Raw genomic sequence first — 18,487 nt, forward strand, 5'->3', positions numbered from 1 at the left:
CTTAAGGCGCTGCCCTGGCTCAGCCCGGCAGCAGAACGAACACAATCCACAGAACCAGCGGCGCGACCAGCGTTACCAGCGCGCCATAATTCAGCAGTTTACGGAAGAAGACCTGTTTATCCACCGCATGGGCATTGGCCAGAACCAGCGCGCCATTGGTCGAGAAGGGGCTGACATCAACAATGGTCGAGGCCACGGCCATGCCGGCGATAAAGCCGATGGCGCTGACACCGCTGTCACCTTGCAGGAAGGGCACTGCCAGCGGGATCAGCGAGCCGAGCACCGCCGTCGATGAGGCAAAGGCCGAGACCACCGCTCCGATGAAGAACAACAGCAAAGCGGCCAGCAGGGGCGAGGCCAGACCGGCCACGCTGTCGCCGACGAAATCAATCGTCCCCATGGTCTCGAGCACTGCAACATAGGTTGAGACGCCGGTGATCAGCATGATCTCGGGCCAGGCCACCTGGGCCATAGCGCGTTTTTGCATGGTCGGCGCGCAGAGCGCGAGCGCCAGACCGATGGTAAGGGCGACGAAACCGATATCGAGACTGAAGGCCAGAACCAGCACCGCCAGCAGCACCAGCGAGGCCAGGGTGAAGACCTGGTAGAGGTTGCCATCCTTATGATTGCCCTCTTCCACCTCGGCCACGAGGCGGTTCGATCCGCCGCCGCCCTCTGCGCCAATGCGGCGGGTCAGGGCCTCGGCCTCGCTGTCGCCAAAGATCTGCGGCCCGGTTGCCGGGCGCGCAATCTCAATATGCGGCACTTTCACCGCATCTGCGGGGGCCATCTGTACCTGCATCAGCCTGCGCCCGCCCAGCAGCATGAACAGGATCAGGGCAACAAGGGCATTGACGGTAAAACTGGCAGCAAAAGTGGTCATCGGGCTAAGCGGCAGGCCGGCTTTGGCCACCACGCCATTGGTGATACCACCATAGATCGAGATCGGGGAAAAGCCGCCGGCCTGCGCGCCATGCACCACCATCAGGCCCATCAGCATCGGCGAGATATGATAGCGGAAGGCAAAGCCAAGCGCGATCGGCGCGACGATGGCCACGGCACCGGGGCTGACCGCGCCGACCGATGTGAGCAGAGCCGAGATGAAGAACATGATCCATGGAATCGCGGCGAGCCGCCCTTTGACCGCGCGCACCGCCATGCGCACCAGCCAGTCAATGGTGCCATTGTTCTGCGCCAGTGCGAAGAGCCAGGTCACCCCCACCAGCGTCAGGAACAGACTGACCGGAAACCCGGCCATAATCTCTTTGGTGCTCTGGGCGGCCAGCAATGTGCCCACGAGGAAAGCGCCGACAAAGGCCAGCACCCCCATATTTATCGGCCAGAGCGTTGCAACAACGAACATCGCGGCCAGAGCATAGATTGAAATCAGATGTGGTGTCATGCGCGGCTCCTCTCCTGCATTCCCCAGGCACCGCTGATGCGGCCCCCCACCGCGCGGCCCTCCCAAGCGACGCGTTTCCCTCTGTAGTGTTATATGTCTCGACCTCTAATGTTGTATATAACAAACTAATCAATAGATATTCTTCCGCCTGGGCTCTAGCATCCGCCTCAGGCAGACGGAGCGCGAAATGAGCACGATCCCCACCGCGACGCGAATTCGCAATACGCTGGAAAACGCAATTGTCGCAGGACGTTATTTGCCGGGAGCGCGGATCGACCCCGAGCTGCTCGAGCAGGAATTTGGCTGCTCGCGCACCCCGGTCCGCGAGGCGCTCTATCAGCTGGAATCCTCCGGTCTGGTCAAGATCATGCCAAAACGCGGCACTTTTGTCAGCGCCTGGACCCCCGATCAGCTGGCCGAACGCTTCGAGGTTATGGCAGAAACCGAGGCGAGCTGTGGCCGTCTGGCAGCACGTCGGATCACCGATGGCGAAATGACGGCTTTTGTGAGCATCCACGAGCAATGCCGCGCTCTGGCCGGGGCCGGGGATAGTGAGGGCTATTACCGCCACAATTCCCTGTTCCATCATTGCATCTACCGCGCCACCCATAACAGCTTTCTTGCCCAGGAGGCGGCGCGGCTGCATGCCATGCTTCAGCCCTACCGGCGGATGCAGCTGCGGGTGCGCAACCGGATGGGGCGCTCGTTTCGCGAACATGACCGGGTGGTAGAGGCGATCCGCAGCGGTGATGGCGAGGCGGCAGCGACGGCTTTGCGCGATCATGTGATCGTTCAGGGCGAGCGGTTCCATGATCTGCTGGCCATGGTGCGCCAGGCTGAAGGCTGACAGCCGGGCTCTGTGCAGCATGAATATCAATGATGCACAGAGCTCTGACAGCCAGTGAAGGCTCTCGCCCCATATACGCGCTTTACCCGGACGGCCGGTCAGGATCGCCGGGGAGAGAACCATGGCCCCCGCCGGATCTGACACTGTGGTCGCCACGGCAGCCCCGCCCGGAGCCATTCCGAGGCAGGGCATGAAGCTGCTGCCCGATCCACGCCACTCTCCGCTTTTGCGCTTTCGGGCCTGCTGATCGGGGCGACCGGTCTGCTCTGGCTGGCGCAATGGAGCCCGGCAAAGCCACCGCCGGGACTGAAAGCGATTATCACCGCAATTATCGGCGGGGTGTTCGCCGCTTTCCGGCGCTATGGCCGGGGGCTTCCTGCCTGGCGCAATTGAAGAGCTGCCCGAGGCCTGCCTGCCGCAGAGCCTGTCCCCTGTCACGATGCCTTTGCAATCTTGCAGGTCACAGCGCTGCTGCTCTGGCGGCCTCCGGGGCTGCAGAGGCGAACCATTACCATGAGCCTCTGCCGAAAACCGCCCCGCTGCCATCCCTGGCCGGGGGCGTCCGGGATTCAATCGGGTTTATTAACCCAGATCACCACGGCCTCGGTCTCTCCCGGATTGAAGAAGCGGTGACTGATGGTCGAGGGCAGCGCGAAACCATCGCCCTCCTGCAGCTGATAACAGGTATCCTCGACCTGCAGGGTGAACCGGCCCGAGACGACATAGCCAAGCTCTTCACCGGAATGGGTATAGCAATCCTCACCCGAGGAGCCCCCGGGCGCAATCCGCACCACGAAGGATTTGATGCTCTCGATCAGCTCGGGCGAGGCGCGGTTTTTCACCACCCCGCCGGTATTGAGTACCTCGCTCTGCTCGGCCGCGCGCAGAACATAGGGATTGGCCCGCACCGCGCTGGCGAAACCCTTCGGATCAATCAGCTGCGCCGGGCTCATCGCCAGAACCTCGGCGATAATATAGAGGCTGCGCACCGTCGGCGAGACCAAACCGCGCTCGATCTGTGACAGCGCCCCGGTCGACATGCCGGATTTGCCTGAAATCTCGCCCAGCGTCAGCCCGAGTTCCTGGCGGCGCGCCCGGATCCGGCTGCCGATGTCATCCTCAGCCAGGCCGTTCAGATCGGCCAGAGCCGAGCGCGAGTTACCGGATTTTATCATGCCTCATCCCTGCGTCAGCCCTGTGAGCCTGCTTCCAATATATTTCATTATTATGCTAAACAATATAAAATTATTTAATAGTATGAAGACACACTCAGCAAGAGGTCACAGCAGATGCCCGGCGCCCAGACAAAATACACACCCTATTGGTGGGAGGCGGCGCCGCTGCAGTCTGAACCAGTCCGCGAGCTCACACCAGCCTGCGATATCGCAATTATCGGCGCAGGATATGCTGGTCTTTGCGCTGCGCTGCATCTGGCACGCGCCGGACGCACTGTCCAGGTGTTTGAACGCGAAAAAACCGGCTTTGGCGCCTCGAGCCGCAATGGGGGAATCACCTCCGGCAATCTGCGGCCCGGCGCGGCGGCACTGACCGCCAGCTATGGCGCCGAGCGCGCCGCCCGGATCACCGCCGAAGGCCATGAGGCTCGCCGCTATCTGCAGCATTTCATCAGCAGCGAGCAGCTTGACTGCGATTTCCAGCCGGTTGGCCGCTTCTACGGTGCCATGACCCGGGCCGAATATACCCTGCTGGCCCGCCAGGCCGATGAGCTGGCCCGCGAGACCGGCGTCACCTCTTTCGCCGTGCCGCGCACCGAGGTCAGCCAGCATATCAGCACCGATCTCTATATGGGGGGCTCGGTGCGGATGGATATCGGCGGGCTGCATCCGGCGAAATTCCAGGCCGCCCTGCTGCGCGCCGCCAGAGCTGCAGGCGTGGCGATTCACAGCGAATGCCGCGTCGAATCGGTCAGCGAGGGCACGCATAAACATAAAGTAAGCACGGAACGCGGAACAGTTTTCGCGCGCGAAGTCATCGTCTGCACCAATGGCTATACCGATCACGCCGATCGCTGGCTGCGCCAGCGCCTCGTGCCGCTGCGCTCGCGCATCATTGCAACCGAAGTGCTGGGCAGCGAGCGGGTGAAGGCCCTTGTTCCGGGTCTGAAAATGCTCACCGACACCCGGGCGATGACCTATTATTTCCGCCCCAGCCCCGATGGCAGCCGCCTGCTGTTTGGCGGCCGCGACACCGGGCTTCTGGGCGATAACGAGGTGCCCACCCGCGCCAATAAGCGCGAATTGCTGCGGATTTTCCCCGAGCTGGAAGGGGTGCAGATCTCGCACAGCTGGAGCGGTTATGTGGCGATGAACCGCAATATGCTGCCACGGATCTTCAACCGTGGTGCGATCCATTACGCCACCGGTTTTTGTGGATCCGGCGTGGTCTGGGCGCCCTGGCTGGGACTTAAAATTGCCGAAAAGCTGCTCGGCAGCGCCGCCAGACCCAGCGCTTTCGACTTTTCACCGCCGGGTCTGGTCCCAACCTTCCGCGGCAAGGCCTGGTTCATGCCGGCCGTTTTCGCAAATCTCGGCCTCCAGGACAGGCGCGCCCTCGCCCGGAACCAGCGGGAAAGGTCGGCCTGAGCCGGGTTCAGCGCTGTAACCCCGGGTCTGGCGCTGACGAATTGCGCAATTTTCGCAAAATTTTGCAGAATAATGAAACATCAAAGTGAAATTTATTGCCATTAAAATTCACTTTGTTAAAATGCACCTATAAGAGGTACGCTTTCCTGCTGCCTCACCTGATAAGCATATGAAGGGGAGTTCTATGCGTCTCAACAGGATTTGCAGCGTTGCGCTGGCGGCTTTGATGGCTCTGAGCGGCGCCGCAGTGGCGCAGCAGCAGGTCACCATCGGCTCGTCGCCCACCGGCCTGCCTTTCACCTTCGTCAACACCGAAACCAATGAAATGGACGGCGTGCTGATCGATGTGATGAAAGCAATCGAAGCCGATACCGGCCTGACCCCGGTCTTCGTGCCGACCCAGTTCTCGGCGCTTGTGCCCTCGCTGACCTCGGGTAAAATTGACCTGATCGTCTCGGCGATGTTCATCACCGAAGAGCGCGCCAAGGTCGTGGATTTCTCGGACCCGATCTATGGCTATGGCGAAGGCGCCTTTGTCGCGATCGACGATGAGAATTCCTACACCAAATGGGAAGATTTCGCCGGGAAGACCATCGGCGTGCAGCAGGGCACGACCTTCGTCGAGCTGTTCCAGAAAAGCGGCATTTTCGCCGATGTCAAAATCTATAAAGGCATCCCCGATATCATCGCCGATGTGAATGCCGGCCGGATCGATGCCGGTCTCGCCGATGGCCCGATGGCAGCCTATTACATCGGCCAGGGCCGCTTCCCCAAAGTCAAAATGGCGGAAGATTATGTGGCTTCGGCTGCCGGTGAGTTCGGCGTGGCGCTGCGTCAGGGCGATGAGCGCCGCGAGACCATCAATAAGGCCATCGCGCGCATCAAAGAAGATGGCACGCTCGCCGAGATTCTGGCGAAATACGGCCTGAAATAATCCAGGGCCCGGAAGGGCCGCCCCGGCGCGGCCCCTCCCTCCTCCGGACCTCCGGCTTCCTGTGCCCGGGGTCCGCTTTGCCCCTGCCCCAACCTGAGACCTGCTTATGCAAAACTTTCTTCTGGACGCCCGCGAGTTCTTTCCGGTTCTTCTTCAGGGTGTGAAATTTACCCTTCTTGTCACTCTGGGCGCCCTGATCCTGTCGACCGCGCTCGGCCTTGTCTGGGCCCTGATGCGGGTTTCGGGTATCGGCTGGCTCGCAAGGCTTTCTGCCTGCATTGTCAACGTGATCCGCGGCATTCCGATCCTCGTTCAACTCTTCTATATCTATTTCGTTCTGCCCGAATTCGGCATTGCCCTCTCAGCGCTCCAGGCGGGTATCATCGGCCTTGGCATCGCTTATTCCGCCTATCAGGCCGAGAATTTCCGCGCCGGGATTGAGGCCATCGACAATGGCCAGACCGAGGCCGCGCAATCGATCGGCATGGGCTGGTTCCAGACCATGCGCCGGGTCATCCTGCCCCAGGCCGTGCGGGTCATCCTGCCGCCCTATGGCAATATCGTGGTCATGTTGCTGAAAGACAGCTCGCAGGCTTCGGCGATCACCGTCGCGGAACTGACCATGCAGGGCCAGCTGCTCGCAGCATCCACCTTCAAGAATATGAGCGTCTACAGCCTCGTCGCGATCTTCTATCTCTGCCTCAGCATTCCGCTGATGCTGTTGGTCTCGCGGCTTGAGAAGCGCTTTGGCAAGAACAAGGGGCACTGACCATGGCGATGATTCAGCTCAATAATGTCACCAAATCCTTCGGGGCGCTGCAGGTGCTCAAAGGCATCACCGGCGAAGTGCAGAAGGGTGAGGTGGTCTGCCTGATCGGCCCCTCGGGTTCGGGAAAATCGACAATCCTGCGCTGCCTGAACGGGCTGGAGGTCTATCAGGGCGGCCAGATCCATATCAATGGCGAGCTGGTGGATGCCACGAAACCTGCGATCCGGCAGATCCGGACCCGGATGGCAATGGTGTTTCAGCGCTTCAACCTGTTCCCGCATCGCACCGCGCTTGAGAATGTCATCGAAGGTCCGGTGCATGTGAAGGGCGAGAACCCGAAAGAAGCCCGCGAATATGGCGCGCATCTGCTGGAGCGGGTCGGTCTTGGCGCGCGCAAGGACTACTTCCCGGGTCAGCTGTCCGGCGGGCAGATGCAGCGGGTCGCCATTGCCCGCGCGCTGGCGATGCGACCCGAGGCCATCCTGTTCGACGAGCCGACCTCGGCGCTCGATCCGGAGCTGGTCGGGGATGTGCTCGATGTGATGCGCTCGCTGGCGGAAGAGGGCATGACCATGCTGGTCGTCACCCATGAGATGGGCTTTGCCCGCGATGTGGCCGACCGGGTGCTGTTCCTCGACGGCGGTGTGATCGTTGAGCAGGGCAAGGCCGATGCCGTGCTCGGCGCGCCCCAGCATCCGCGCACGCAGGACTTCCTGCGCCGTGTTCTCAATCACTGAGCCGGTCCAGAGCCGGCGTGAGGTTTCAGCACGGAGCGGGTCAGATCGGCGCGCTCCGTTTTTTTAAGCCTGATTTATCGACGAGGGAGAGGCAGATGGCCTTTTACTGCAATACCGACGCAAGACGCAGCGCCATTATCCGCGACGCCTTTGCCAGGGCCCGCCCTGATATCGAGGTTCTGACCGGAGAGCTCGACGCAGCCCAGGCGGCACGGGTGCAGTATATGTTCTGCTGGAAGCCCCCGGCCGATACTGCCACCCGGTTTCCCGCCCTTGAGGTGATTTTCTCCTCGGGTGCGGGGGTTGAGCAGTTTCTCGGCCTCGACCTCCCCCCGGCGCTGCGGATCATCCGCATGACCGAACCCGGCCTTGTGCGGATGATGCAGGAATATGTGGTGATGGCGGTGCTGTCGCTGTTTCGCAATCTGCCCGCCTATCTTGCCCAGGCCCGCGAGGGCATATGGAACGAGCTGCCCTATAGCGCGCCCTCCTCCTGCCAGGTCGGGGTTATGGGCCTCGGCCAGCTCGGCACCGGGGTGATCGGGGCGCTGCGCCCCTTTGGTTTTGGCCTTCAGGCCTGGGCCCGCAGCCCGCGTGATATTGAGGGGATCCGCTGTCACCACGGCGCAGAGGGTCTGCAGGACTTCCTCGCCACGACCAGTATTCTGATCTGCCTGCTGCCCCTGACCGATGAGACCGAAGGCATGATCAACGCCGCCTTCCTGGCCCGGCTGCCGCGCGGCGCCAGCCTCGTTCTGGTGGGGCGCGGCGGGCATACCAGGCAGGAGGATCTGCTGGAGGCACTCGACAGCGGTCAGATCGGATCGGTCTTCATGGATGTGACCTCGCCCGAACCGCTTCCCGCCGATCACCCGCTCTGGCACCATCCGAAAGTGATCCTGACCCCGCATGTCGCCTGTGTGACCGATGCCCAGGGCGCGGCGGAAGTGCTGCTGGAAAACCTGGAGCTTCTGGCTGCGGGCGGGCAACCGGCCGGTGAGGTGGACCGCCAGCGCGGATATTGATCCCGGCAGACCGGGGTGCGGGCTGGGGTTTCCATTGCCCCGCACTCCCGGGCGGTGCCCCATAGTGACCTGGCATCACAGGCTCACGACGGGGCTGGAAGGCCGGTTTCCTGCCGCTGCGGCAACCATTTCGCCCTGGCGGCGTTTTCCCCTCGCCCTTCGCAAAGGAAATCAGCCATGCCATGCAAAGCTCCTCTTTCCTGCCTCGCGCTCGCGCTGCTCCTCGCGGCCTGCGGACCGAATACCGCCACCCGGGCGACAACCGGAGCAGCTACCGGAGCCGTGGTGGCCGGCCCGGTCGGGGCCGTGGCGGGGGCCGCGCTCGGCGGATCCGGCGTTATCCGGGTGAAATGACGGACCAGGCCAGGGCAGGGCAGGTGTCATATCTGCCCCTCGCCCGGTCCGGCTGATCAGGTGCAGGTATCCGGGGTCGCACGGTTTTCTTTCAGCCCCGGCCGCATCCGGTCAAACATCGCTTGACCACCCCCATGCCTGTGCCGCTCATGCGCCTGAGCAGAAATGAAACCTCTGCAAGATCAGGGCAGAGACTGCGGGAAAGAGAGAGCGGGTTTTGGCTGGCCTTTATGATGATGCCCATGTGACACGGCTGACCCTCGCGGTCAGACAGCTTCTGCCGCAATGGGGCCTCTCGCCGCAAACCGCTCTGCATCTGCTCGCTTTGTCCGAAAACGCCACTTTTCTTGCCTCTGATCCGGACGTGCCCCGGCAGATTGTGATCCGGGTGCATCGTCCGGGCTATCACAGCCTTGCCGAAATCTGCTCGGAGCTGGACTGGATCGCGGCGCTGAAACAGGACAGCAGACTGATCCTTCCCGCCACTATTGCCGCCCTTTCGGGCGAGCGGGTGATCAGTTTTGAGGATCAGGGACAATCCCGTTATGTCGTCGCCTCCGAATTTCTCGAAGGGGTCGAACCCGGCCCGGGAACCGCGCTTATCCCCGGCTTTCGTCTGCTGGGGGCAATCTCGGCCCGCCTGCATCAGCATGCCCGCACCTGGCAGCGCCCGGCGGGATTTACCCGCAAAGCCTGGGATTATGCCGGGGCCTTCGGCGAAAATCCGGTCTGGGGCCGCTGGCAGGATGCGCTGGATCTGACGCCCGAGGGCAGGGAAATTCTGAGCGAGGCCCAGGAATGCCTGGGGCAGCGGCTGGCGGCCTATGGTCAGGATCCGGCGCGTTACGGTGTGATCCATTCCGATCTGCGACTCGCCAATCTGCTGCTGCGCGGAGAAGAGATTGCCGTCATCGATTTCGATGATTCCGGTTTTTCCTGGTTCGTCTATGACCTCGCCTCGGCGCTGACTTTTTGCGAAACCGAGCCGGAAGTACCGCAGATGATACAATCCTGGATTGAAGGCTACTGCGAGGTTCACCCGCTGTCAGGGGAGGATATCGCGATGATCCCGAGCTTCCTGATGTACCGGCGTTTTACCATTTCGGCCTGGATTTCCACCCATGCCGAAACCGCAACAGCCCGTGCGGCGGGGCTGGGGCAATACACGCGCGAGACCGTGGAATTCGCCCGGCGCTATCTCAGCTGCGAGGCCTCTCCGGAGCGGAATATCTATGCACTCTGGGGTTGAATCGCGTGATCGCACCTCCCTCGCCCTCGCCTTCCTCCCCCTCACTGCGGTCTGGTTCCCAAAATTCTGCCTACCATGTTTCTGCCGGAACCGATAATAGAGCTCCTCGTTAACCCGCCAAGAGGGCGTAAGTTACGACCTGCCAGTGGCAGGAAAGTATACCCACTGAGGAGTACAGGAAATGGAGTCAGTTCCGAACGGAATGACACGGCGAAATCTGCTGGCGATGGTCGGTGCAGCGGCAGGGGCAAGCGCAATGTATGCGGCGATGACCAGCCTCGGCCATGCGCGCCCCTCGAATTATCAGGGCCCGCTGAAGCTGGAAGGCGACCCCAAAGGCGCATCCGTCCTGGTTCTGGGTGCCGGTCTGGCCGGAATGACCGCAGCCTTTGAGCTGCGCAATGCCGGCTATAACGTCAAGGTTCTGGAATATCGCGAGAAGGCCGGCGGACGCTGCTGGACCCTGCGCGGTGGCGATGTCTACACCGAACTGGGCGGCCATACCCAGGAAATCAAATTTGCCGAGGGCAATTACATCAACCCCGGCCCCTGGCGCATTCCGTCGGACCACTTCGCGATCCTCGACTACTGCCGCAAGTTCGGCGTGGCGCTCGAGCCCTTCGTGCAGGTGAACTACAACGCTTATGTGCACAATTCCCAGGCCTTCGGCGGCAAGCCGCAGCGCTTTAAAGAGATCCAGTCCGACTACCGCGGTCAGATCGCCGAACTGCTGGCCAAAGCCGTGCAGCAGGAAAAGCTCGACGATCTGGTGACCGATGAGGATGCCGCGCTGCTGGTCGAAAGCCTCAAGCGCTATGGAGTGCTGAACGACGATCTCGAATATGTGAAATCCGATGCCGTCTCGATCTATCGCGGCTGGAAAACCGATCCGGGTGGCGGCGAAGGTGCCGAGCCGGAAGCGTCGGACATCATTTCTTTGTCCGACATCCTCAAGGGCCGTCTCTGGAACGACCTGATCACCGGCGAGTCGATCGACCACCAGTCGGCAATCTTCCAGCCCGTTGGCGGCATGGATATGATCGCCCAGGCTTTCGAGCGCGAAGTGAAAGATCTCATCACCTATAATGCGAAAGTCATTCGCATTGAGGGCGGTGAATCCGGCGTCAGCGCCACCTGGGTCGATTCCGCTAAGGGCGGCGAAGAGCATACGGTCAGCGCTGACTATTGCATCTGCACCATTCCCTTCTCGGTCCTGAGCCAGATCGAGCATAATTTCGGCTCGGACATGACCGAAGCGATTGAGAGCGTGCCCTATGCTTCCTCGATCAAGGTTGCGCTCGAGTTCAAGCGCCGCTTCTGGGAACAGGATGAGCATATCTATGGCGGTATCAGCTATACCGACCTGCCGATCACGCTGATCTCCTATCCTTCGACCCGCTTCCTCAGCGAAGGTCCCGGCGTGCTGCTGGCGGCCTATTCCTGGGGCGCTGCCTCCTATCAGTTCAACGCGGTTGAACATGAAGAGCGTGTCGAACTGGCGCTGAAATACGGCGAGCAGATCCACCCGCAGTATCGCGAAGAATTCACCACCGGCGTCTCGGTTGCATGGCACCGCGTGCCGTGGACCCTGGGCTGCTATGGCGAATGGCGCGATCAGGCGACGCATTATCCGCTGGCCCTGAAGATGGACCAGCGCACCCTGATGGCCGGGGAACATATGTCTTATCTGCCGGCCTGGCAGGAGGGCGCAATCCTCTCGGCTCTCAACGCGATTGAGCGCCTGCACAAGGTGGTGACCGGCGCCTGAGGCGAGGTCAGAAAAGGATATGATCATGAAACAATATCTGATGGCCGCAGGCCTTGGCCTGACCCTTCTGTCGCCGCAGCTCGCCTCGGCGCAGGACTTCGTGCAAAGCGGCTCCTCCGATATGCTGCCGCAGCAGGATGGCCAGTCGCTGTTTAACGCGGTCTGCTCGGGCTGCCATATGGCTGACGGCCGCGGTGCCGAAGGCGCAGGGCATTATCCGCCGCTTGCAAACAGCGAATTCGTTGAATCGCCGGAAGCTGTCGCGACCTGGATTATCAACGGCTATCGCGCCATGCCGCCGCTCGGCGGGATCATGGACGACGCTCAGGTCGCCGAAGTGGTGAACTATGTGCGCCACAATCTCGGCAATGACTATGAAGGTCAGATGACTGCCGAGGATGTAGCGGCCCTGCGCGAATAAAACCGGTCCCGGCCCGGATCACACCGGGCCGGGGCTCCCCCCTGAACAGGATAAGACCTGATGAACAAGACATTCGTTTCTGCCGCCCTGCTCGCCCTGCTGCCGCTCTCCGCTGCACAGGCCGAGGTCATCCGCCACAAGACCCCCGGTTCGGACTTCCCGATTGCCCGGGCGGTTGAAGTGCCGGGCGGCGCGACCACCGTCTATGTCAGCGGCGCGGTGCCGCAGCCTGCTGATGCCTCGCTCGACGCTGCCAGCGCCGAAGCCTGGGGCGACACCAAAACCCAGACCATCTCGGTCCTGAATGGGATTGAGGCCACCCTGAAAGATCTCGATCTGACCATGGGCGATGTGGTGAAGATGCAGGTCTACCTCGTTGCCCCCGAGGGCGCTCCGGCCGACTTCTCCGGCTTCATGGAAGGCTATACCCAGTTCTTCGGCACTGAGGCTCAGCCAAATCTGCCCGCACGTTCGGCTATGATCGTCGACGCCCTGGTCCACCCGCGCTGGCTGGTGGAAATTGAGGTGACGGCAGTCCGTCCGCAGTGATGGCAGCTGCGGCTGCGGGCATAAACCCTGAAGCCGCAAACCGCTCAGAAAAGGCAGGCCCCCTCCCGGGCCTGCCTTTTTGCCGGTCTGCACCTTTTTGACGACCTGGATTGGCGAAAACAGACCCGGCCCTGAAACCTCAGCGCCTCAGAGCGCGATCAGGTGATTGTCCCAGGCCAGATTGCTGTTGCTTTGCAAGGGTCGCAACCCCTCCGCCCGGCAGTCCCAGATTACCCCCTGGCCATCGGTTGCAATCAGCCCCTCTGCCCCGGCCGAAAGGCCACAGATATCGGCGCGGCGATGCATCGCAACCGGCTCTCCCGCCGCGTTAAACAGCATCACCACCCCGCCCACCGGTGAGGTAATCCCGATCAGATCGCCCGCGCGGCTGATCGCAACCGATCCGGCATAGCCTTTCATCGCGAAATCATGGCCCGGCTCCGCCGTGCAGAGCTGCACCGCCCCGCCGCGGCGATGCAGGCCAAGCTGTGGCACAGCCTCGCCCGGATCGCCCTCCCATTGCATGGCGAAAGCCACGAGACCGTCGCGTGATAAAGCCAGATGGCGGATCGAATTCTGTGCCAGCCCGGGCGGCAGGATCACCTGTTCAAGCAGCTCGCCCCCGGTCGAGATATAGCTCAGACTGGGCTGCATCTGCCCGAGGTTCAGCTTGCTGCGGTCACTGGGGTCGGTCTGGATCCCGCCATTCGCGATCACCAGCACATCATCGGAATGGCGCAAAATCTCATGCGGACCAATGCCGCCGCTTGGCCATTCACCAATCCGCCGATAGCCCGCCGCCACCTCCCAGACACCGATCCGCCCCGCTGAACCCTCGGCAATGACCTCAGAGGTGTAAAGCAGCGCACCATCGGCCGAATAGGCGCCATGGCCGTTAAACTGCCGGCCTTCCGGCGGGGTAAGGCGTGTTCTGACGCTGCCACGGCTGCAGTCAAGCACCATGGCAAAGCGCCCGGGCCTGCGGGCGAAAGCCACGGCTTCGGCCCGGCGGGGATGCGCCGTTGCCGCATGGCCCCGCGCGGGCAGCGGCAGGGCAAAGCAGCTCTCACCCGTGGCGCTGATCCCATGCAGCCAATGCGCCCCCTCGCCGTCACGGGCCGCAGCCAGAAAGGCCGGATCGCCGACATCTGCCCAGCCCGGACAGGGCAGAGCGGTGACCGCAAGCAGAGAGGCCAGAAATCCGCGTCGGCTGGTCATGTCAGTCTCTGTCCTGGGAGTTAAAGCCGGTATCCACCGCCAGCGAGGGGCCAAGCTCGGATCGCAGCGTGTCGCGCAGGGCAAGGATCTCCTGGCGCAAAGCCTCGCCCTGCTGCCAGGGGCCCGGCGTGCCAAAGTCCGCCAGAGTGCTTTCCGGCAGCGCCCGGGCGCTGGCCAGCACCGCATCAAAGGCCTTACGGCTGCGCGGCAGCGAGGGGTTCATCGCCAGGGCAAACCCGCGCAGCCCCTCCAGCGACAGCGTGATATTGCGCAGGGACCGGCCCGAAAGCCGGGCCTCGGCCCGCTCCGGGCGGGGCTTTTCTGCCGTGCCGAGTGGCCGGCCCAGCCTTTGCCCGGCGTTGAACTCCAGCCCCGAAATCAGCTGGGTGAAAAGCGCTCGCCTGGATTCGCTCAGCGACAGAAACTGTGTATTCCCCGGCGCGCCCGGCTCAAGCAAGAGCTGGTCAATCCCGCCATTCCAGCCCGCCTCAAGCGCCCGGGCCGAGGCAGAGAGGTCAGCGGTCAGCGCCTTTGTAAGGGCGCAGCTATAGTCATCTGCCCTGAACGCCGGATCAAACAGCAAGGGCTCAAGCCCGGTAAAGCCCCGCGCGGCCACGGAAATCTGCGAAAAGGCGGCCGGATCGGTAACCACCGGATTTTGCTCACGGATCAGCCCGGCAAGGGTGCGCGCGCCCGAGCCTTTCGGATCGGGCCAGAACAGGATGGCCAGCGAAAGCCCGCCTTCTTCGGCGGGCCCCAGATGCAGATGCGCCACCCCCATCCAGGCATCCTGCGCCGCATGGAAGGCCTCGCGCAGCCCGGCCGGGGCACAGTCTTTCTGCGCCGCCTGATCCAGCCTCTCTGTCGCTGCGCTGAAAGCGCTATAGCCCGGCCGGGCATGATCCTGCACCACCTCAGCCACATCAGCGCGCCCGATCCCCGCCGCGAACAGCGGCAGGATCAGCGCGATGGCCGGAAGAAAACCGTTTCGCATCAGAGGCTCTCCAGAAAACGGATCAGGGCGTTTCGGTCAGAGGCGGGCAGAGTAATCACCCCATCCCGGGCGGGCGCGGCCTCGCCGCCATGCCAGAGCACTGCCTCAAGCAGATTGCGTGCCCGGCCATCGTGTAGAAACTGGGTATGGCCGCTGACCTTTGCCGTCATGCCAATCCCCCAGAGCGGCGCCGTGCGCCATTCCCGGCCCTCCGCCCGGCCCTCGGGGCGATGATCGGCCAGGCCCTCCCCCATGTCATGCAGCAAAAGATCAGTATAGGGCCAGATCAGCTGAAAGCTCTGCTCGGGCTGGTCCTGCAGCCGGTCGGTGACGAATTTCGGCTGATGGCAGGCCGTACAGCGCAGATCGTAAAACACCGCCTTGCCGCGCAAAACCTGCGGATCATCCACATCGCCCCGGGCCGGAACCCCGAGGTTGCGCGCGTAAAAGCTCACCAGATCAAGGCTGGCCGCATCCACCTCCAGCCCGTCGCGTATGCCGGCTTCCTGGCCATGCTCTGCCCTGCGGCACTCAGCCTGCGCTTGAGTGCAATCGCCCCAGGGCTCGGGGTGATGCGGCGTCGAGAGCCCGAGATCACCGGCAAACGCATCCGCCGACTGATCGGCAATCGTCGCCGTCCCGGCTTTATGCCCGAAGCGCCCCAGCATCAGCCTGCCGGTGGAAAAAGACTGCGCCAGATTGGCCCGGCCCGATATGCCATCGCCATTCAGATCATCCGGATCTGCCAGGGCGAGAATATCGCTGGCCGGAATGGCTTCGAGCAGGCCCAGCCCGATCATCTGCGGCGCCACACGCGGCGAGAGCATGACATCTGCCGCCAGCGGCCCATAGGCCGGATCCGCCACCGAATAGCGCGGCTGGCGCAGACTGACTTTCGTCCCGTCAGCCAGAACCAGCAGCTCTTCGTGCCAGAGGATCTCCATGCGCCCCTCGGCCTTCTGGCCAGGGGTGGCGAAATCCTGCAGCTGACTGCCATAGACCGGCTCGGGACGGGTGGCGATCCAGCCCTCAATCTCAGCCGCCGCCTTGGCCTGGTCGGCGGCACTGGCAGGAACAGAGAGCCGCAGGAACATAGAAACCGCATTCTCTCCGGGGGTTTCCGGCGGATGGCCCCGCCCGTCCTTCAGATGGCAATCCTGACAGGCCCTGGCATTATAGAGCGGGCCAAGCCCGTCAGAGGCCCGGGTTGAGGCCGGCGAAGCGACCCAGCTTTTGCGGAACAAAGCATTGCCGAGCTTGAAATCCATCTCACGCGCAAAGGGCATATTCGCCGAAGACAGCGAGAAGGCATCGGCGCTGTCGCGCCGCCGCACCGTCGCGGCCCCGGCCGACTGCGCCTCAAAGGGCTCGGCTTTGTCAAAATCAGCAGGCGGGGCCAGAACCCTGGCAATGCGGGCGGCTTCTTCGGCGCTGCGCGGCACCACCGCCAGCGGGCTGGCGGCAGAGAGGGGCAGATCCTGCCCCGCCGGTACGCCTTCCCCCGCCGTCAGGACAGCAGATCCCGCCACAAGCAGCGCGAACCCCAGCCCCAGCGCCGGCCCCTTCCCCTTCGCCCGCATCATCAGAGCTCAGCCTGGCCTCGCCTTTCGGCTCCACAGCCCCCGGCCTGCAAAGGCTGGCAAGGCCGCGCGCCGCTCACCGGAACACCGCTTCCGGGCTGTCGAGGCTGTCCGAACCCTCAAAATCAATCTTTGACAGGCCCAGCACCGCCACCGCCCGCTCGATCGAGCCGGTCTGGGTCACAAGGGCCGCAATCGCATCTCCGAGCAGCTTCTCTCCCTCCAGATTGCCCGGTGCGATCATCTGATCATAAGCGAGGCCGGCTTCAGCCGCGGCTTTCACCGCACCAAGCGCCGCAACCGAGGCCGCAAGCTCGCTTTTCAGCCGGGCATCCACCTCCGGATCAGCAGCGGCAACCAGATCAGCAAGCGAGGCCCCTGACACCTGGCTGCCATCGGTCCGGGTATAGCTGCCAAGATAGGCGTCGCGGATGCCAAGCCCGTCATAATAATGGCTGTTATGGGTGTTATCCGAGAAGCAGTCATGCTCTTCCTCGGGATCATTCAGCATCAGCCCGAGCTTCATCCGCTCGCCCGCCAGCTCGCCATAAGACAGGCTGCCCATGCCGGTCACCATGGCAACCAGACCAGCCTGGGGATCCGCCGTCACCGCCTCACGGGCTGCGCCACCCTCCTGCCAGTTTGCCAGCATTTCCTGCAGATCTGTGACCAGCAGATCGCTTGCCGCCTGCAGATAGGCGGCGCGGCGGTCACAATTGCCACCGCTGCAGCCCTCGCCGGTCACATAATCGGTATAGGGCCGGTTGCCCGCCCCCGGCCCGGTTCCATTCAGATCCTGGCCCCAGAGCAGAAATTCAATCGCATGATAGCCGGTGGCAACATTGGCCTCGATCCCATCCGCCTCATGCAGCACATCGGCCAGCAGTTCAGGCGTGATCACGCTGGCATCAATCTCACGGCCCGAAAGGCTGAATTTCGGGGTGGCGATCACATTGAGCTGTGCCAGATCATTGTCTTCTGAGCGCGCCGTATCCCCGGCCACAGAATCAATCAGCCCCTCATCCAGCGGCCAGGAGTTCACCCGCCCCTCCCAGTCATCAACCAGCGGATTGCCAAAGCGGTAGACCTCGGTCTGCTGATAGGGCACCCGCGCCGCAAGCCAGGCCGAACGCGCCGCCTGCAGGCTGCTCTCCGACGGGGCAGCGATCAGGGCTTGCACCGCCCCCTGCAGCGCCTCGGCGCTGTTCAGGCTGTCTTCATATTTGGCGGCGGCAATCTCGGCATAAGTGGCGACGACCTGCGCCGGATCTGCCGCCCGGGCGACGAGGGGGCTGAGCGCAACCCCCATGAAAACGGCAAGAGGGGAAAGCTTGATCATGGTTCTGGTTCCACGGGCTCAGAGGAGAGGGCGACAGAAAAGGCAGTGCGGGCAGAACGGCTGGCCCGTTATTACTGACTGTTTCTGTCAGACCTGTAAAGCGTGCTCTGTGCCCCCCTGCCCCGCGCGGCCATCCGGGCGGGAAAGCTGGATCAGGCCGCGTCTTTCCACGGTTCCGGAGTGATATAGAGGATCGTATCCTCAACACTGACCATCACTTCGCCATCCTGAATATTGACCTGCAGCCGCATCGAACGGCTCGCCTGGCGCGCCAGTTCGACAGTGCTGCTTTGCGCCAGGTTGAACACCCGCAGATTTTCGAACCGCGTCGTGCTGCCCCTGATTTTGCCCCACCACATTTCAGCGGCGCTGCCGCCGTAGCTATAGACCACCACCTGATCGGCCTTGCTGCAGGACTGGCGCAGCACCTTCTCACCCGGCAGGCCAAGCGCGACCCAGAGTTCCAGCTCGCCGCTCAGGCTTTTCTGCCAGATATCGGGCTCGCCTTCCGTAGAAATGCCCCGGGTCATCTCGAGGCTCTCATGGGCATTCAGCGCAAAGGCCAGAATGCGGATCATAAGCCGTTCATCCGTCTCGGAAGGATGTTTCGCGACGGTCAGCTTATGGGTTTCGTAATAGTGACGATCCATATCAGAGACCGAAAGTTCGACTTTATAGATAGTGGCATTCTGCGCCAT

Annotated in this window: 18 protein-coding genes; 11 read left to right on the top strand and 7 right to left on the bottom strand. The window is 62.7% G+C overall.

The genetic code is table 11. The annotated features are described in order from the left end of the window. Nucleotides 1-19 precede the first annotated feature (19 nt). On the bottom strand, nt 20-1,402 hold the full coding sequence (locus H0485_RS10230; protein WP_226935275.1) for an SLC13 family permease: 1,383 nt from the start codon (nt 1,400-1,402) through the stop codon (nt 20-22). Between the two features lie 187 nt (nt 1,403-1,589). On the opposite strand from H0485_RS10230, the gene H0485_RS10235 reads away from it, so the two are divergent. After that, on the top strand, nt 1,590-2,249 hold the full coding sequence (locus tag H0485_RS10235) for a GntR family transcriptional regulator (RefSeq protein WP_226935276.1): 660 nt from the start codon (nt 1,590-1,592) through the stop codon (nt 2,247-2,249). 569 nt (nt 2,250-2,818) lie between these two features. On the opposite strand, the gene H0485_RS10240 is transcribed toward H0485_RS10235, so the two are convergent. Beyond that, on the bottom strand, nt 2,819-3,424 hold the full coding sequence (locus H0485_RS10240) for a cupin domain-containing protein (RefSeq protein ID WP_226935277.1): 606 nt from the start codon (nt 3,422-3,424) through the stop codon (nt 2,819-2,821). A gap of 114 nt (nt 3,425-3,538) precedes the next feature. On the opposite strand from H0485_RS10240, the gene H0485_RS10245 reads away from it, so the two are divergent. The 10 genes from H0485_RS10245 to H0485_RS10290 all read left to right on the top strand — a co-directional run bounded on the left by H0485_RS10245 (nt 3,539) and on the right by H0485_RS10290 (nt 12,658). After that, nucleotides 3,539-4,852, top strand: a complete 1,314-nt coding sequence (locus H0485_RS10245; RefSeq protein WP_226935278.1) for an NAD(P)/FAD-dependent oxidoreductase — start codon at nt 3,539-3,541, stop codon at nt 4,850-4,852. A 184-nt stretch (nt 4,853-5,036) separates the two neighbouring features. Continuing rightward, nucleotides 5,037-5,786 carry an ABC transporter substrate-binding protein gene (locus H0485_RS10250; protein WP_226935279.1) on the top strand — a complete coding sequence of 250 codons (750 nt, stop codon included), beginning with the start codon at nt 5,037-5,039 and terminating at the stop codon, nt 5,784-5,786. 106 nt (nt 5,787-5,892) lie between these two features. Further along, nucleotides 5,893-6,555 (top strand): amino acid ABC transporter permease, encoded by a 663-nt coding sequence (locus H0485_RS10255; protein WP_226935280.1) that lies wholly within the window; start codon nt 5,893-5,895, stop codon nt 6,553-6,555. A gap of 8 nt (nt 6,556-6,563) precedes the next feature. Next, nucleotides 6,564-7,292 carry an amino acid ABC transporter ATP-binding protein gene (locus H0485_RS10260; RefSeq protein ID WP_226935437.1) on the top strand — a complete coding sequence of 243 codons (729 nt, stop codon included), beginning with the start codon at nt 6,564-6,566 and terminating at the stop codon, nt 7,290-7,292. Between the two features lie 95 nt (nt 7,293-7,387). Then, entirely contained in the window at nt 7,388-8,317 is a 930-nt protein-coding gene (locus tag H0485_RS10265) for a 2-hydroxyacid dehydrogenase (protein ID WP_226935281.1), read from the top strand. A 177-nt stretch (nt 8,318-8,494) separates the two neighbouring features. Further along, a complete protein-coding gene (locus H0485_RS10270) occupies nt 8,495-8,671 on the top strand; it encodes a hypothetical protein (protein ID WP_226935282.1) in 177 nt (58 codons plus the stop codon). A gap of 217 nt (nt 8,672-8,888) precedes the next feature. Further along, complete coding sequence (locus H0485_RS10275; protein ID WP_226935283.1) at nt 8,889-9,920, top strand: phosphotransferase enzyme family protein; 1,032 nt, start codon at nt 8,889-8,891, stop codon at nt 9,918-9,920. 181 nt (nt 9,921-10,101) lie between these two features. Then, on the top strand, nt 10,102-11,688 hold the full coding sequence (locus H0485_RS10280; protein ID WP_226935284.1) for a flavin monoamine oxidase family protein: 1,587 nt from the start codon (nt 10,102-10,104) through the stop codon (nt 11,686-11,688). A gap of 25 nt (nt 11,689-11,713) precedes the next feature. Further along, nucleotides 11,714-12,109 (top strand): c-type cytochrome, encoded by a 396-nt coding sequence (locus tag H0485_RS10285; RefSeq protein WP_226935285.1) that lies wholly within the window; start codon nt 11,714-11,716, stop codon nt 12,107-12,109. Nucleotides 12,110-12,169: 60 nt separating this feature from the next. Beyond that, nucleotides 12,170-12,658 carry a RidA family protein gene (locus tag H0485_RS10290; RefSeq protein WP_226935286.1) on the top strand — a complete coding sequence of 163 codons (489 nt, stop codon included), beginning with the start codon at nt 12,170-12,172 and terminating at the stop codon, nt 12,656-12,658. A gap of 147 nt (nt 12,659-12,805) precedes the next feature. Here H0485_RS10290 and H0485_RS10295 read toward each other — a convergent pair whose 3' ends face one another. The 5 genes from H0485_RS10295 to H0485_RS10315 form a co-directional block, all read right to left on the bottom strand. Next, entirely contained in the window at nt 12,806-13,876 is a 1,071-nt protein-coding gene (locus H0485_RS10295) for a DUF1513 domain-containing protein (RefSeq protein WP_226935287.1), read from the bottom strand. Between the two features lies 1 nt (nt 13,877). Then, entirely contained in the window at nt 13,878-14,870 is a 993-nt protein-coding gene (locus H0485_RS10300) for an imelysin family protein (protein WP_226935288.1), read from the bottom strand. After that, nucleotides 14,870-16,450, bottom strand: coding sequence for a di-heme oxidoreductase family protein (locus H0485_RS10305; RefSeq protein ID WP_435531493.1), 1,581 nt, complete (start codon nt 16,448-16,450; stop codon nt 14,870-14,872). The genes H0485_RS10300 and H0485_RS10305 overlap by 1 nt, the downstream gene beginning before the upstream one ends. A gap of 76 nt (nt 16,451-16,526) precedes the next feature. Further along, nucleotides 16,527-17,789, bottom strand: coding sequence for an imelysin family protein (locus H0485_RS10310; protein ID WP_226935290.1), 1,263 nt, complete (start codon nt 17,787-17,789; stop codon nt 16,527-16,529). Between the two features lie 152 nt (nt 17,790-17,941). Next, nucleotides 17,942-18,487 carry a YaeQ family protein gene (locus tag H0485_RS10315; protein ID WP_226935291.1) on the bottom strand — a complete coding sequence of 182 codons (546 nt, stop codon included), beginning with the start codon at nt 18,485-18,487 and terminating at the stop codon, nt 17,942-17,944.

Origin of the sequence: Pseudogemmobacter faecipullorum (genome assembly GCF_020539525.1) — a bacterium.
Lineage (GTDB): Bacteria > Pseudomonadota > Alphaproteobacteria > Rhodobacterales > Rhodobacteraceae > Pseudogemmobacter > Pseudogemmobacter faecipullorum.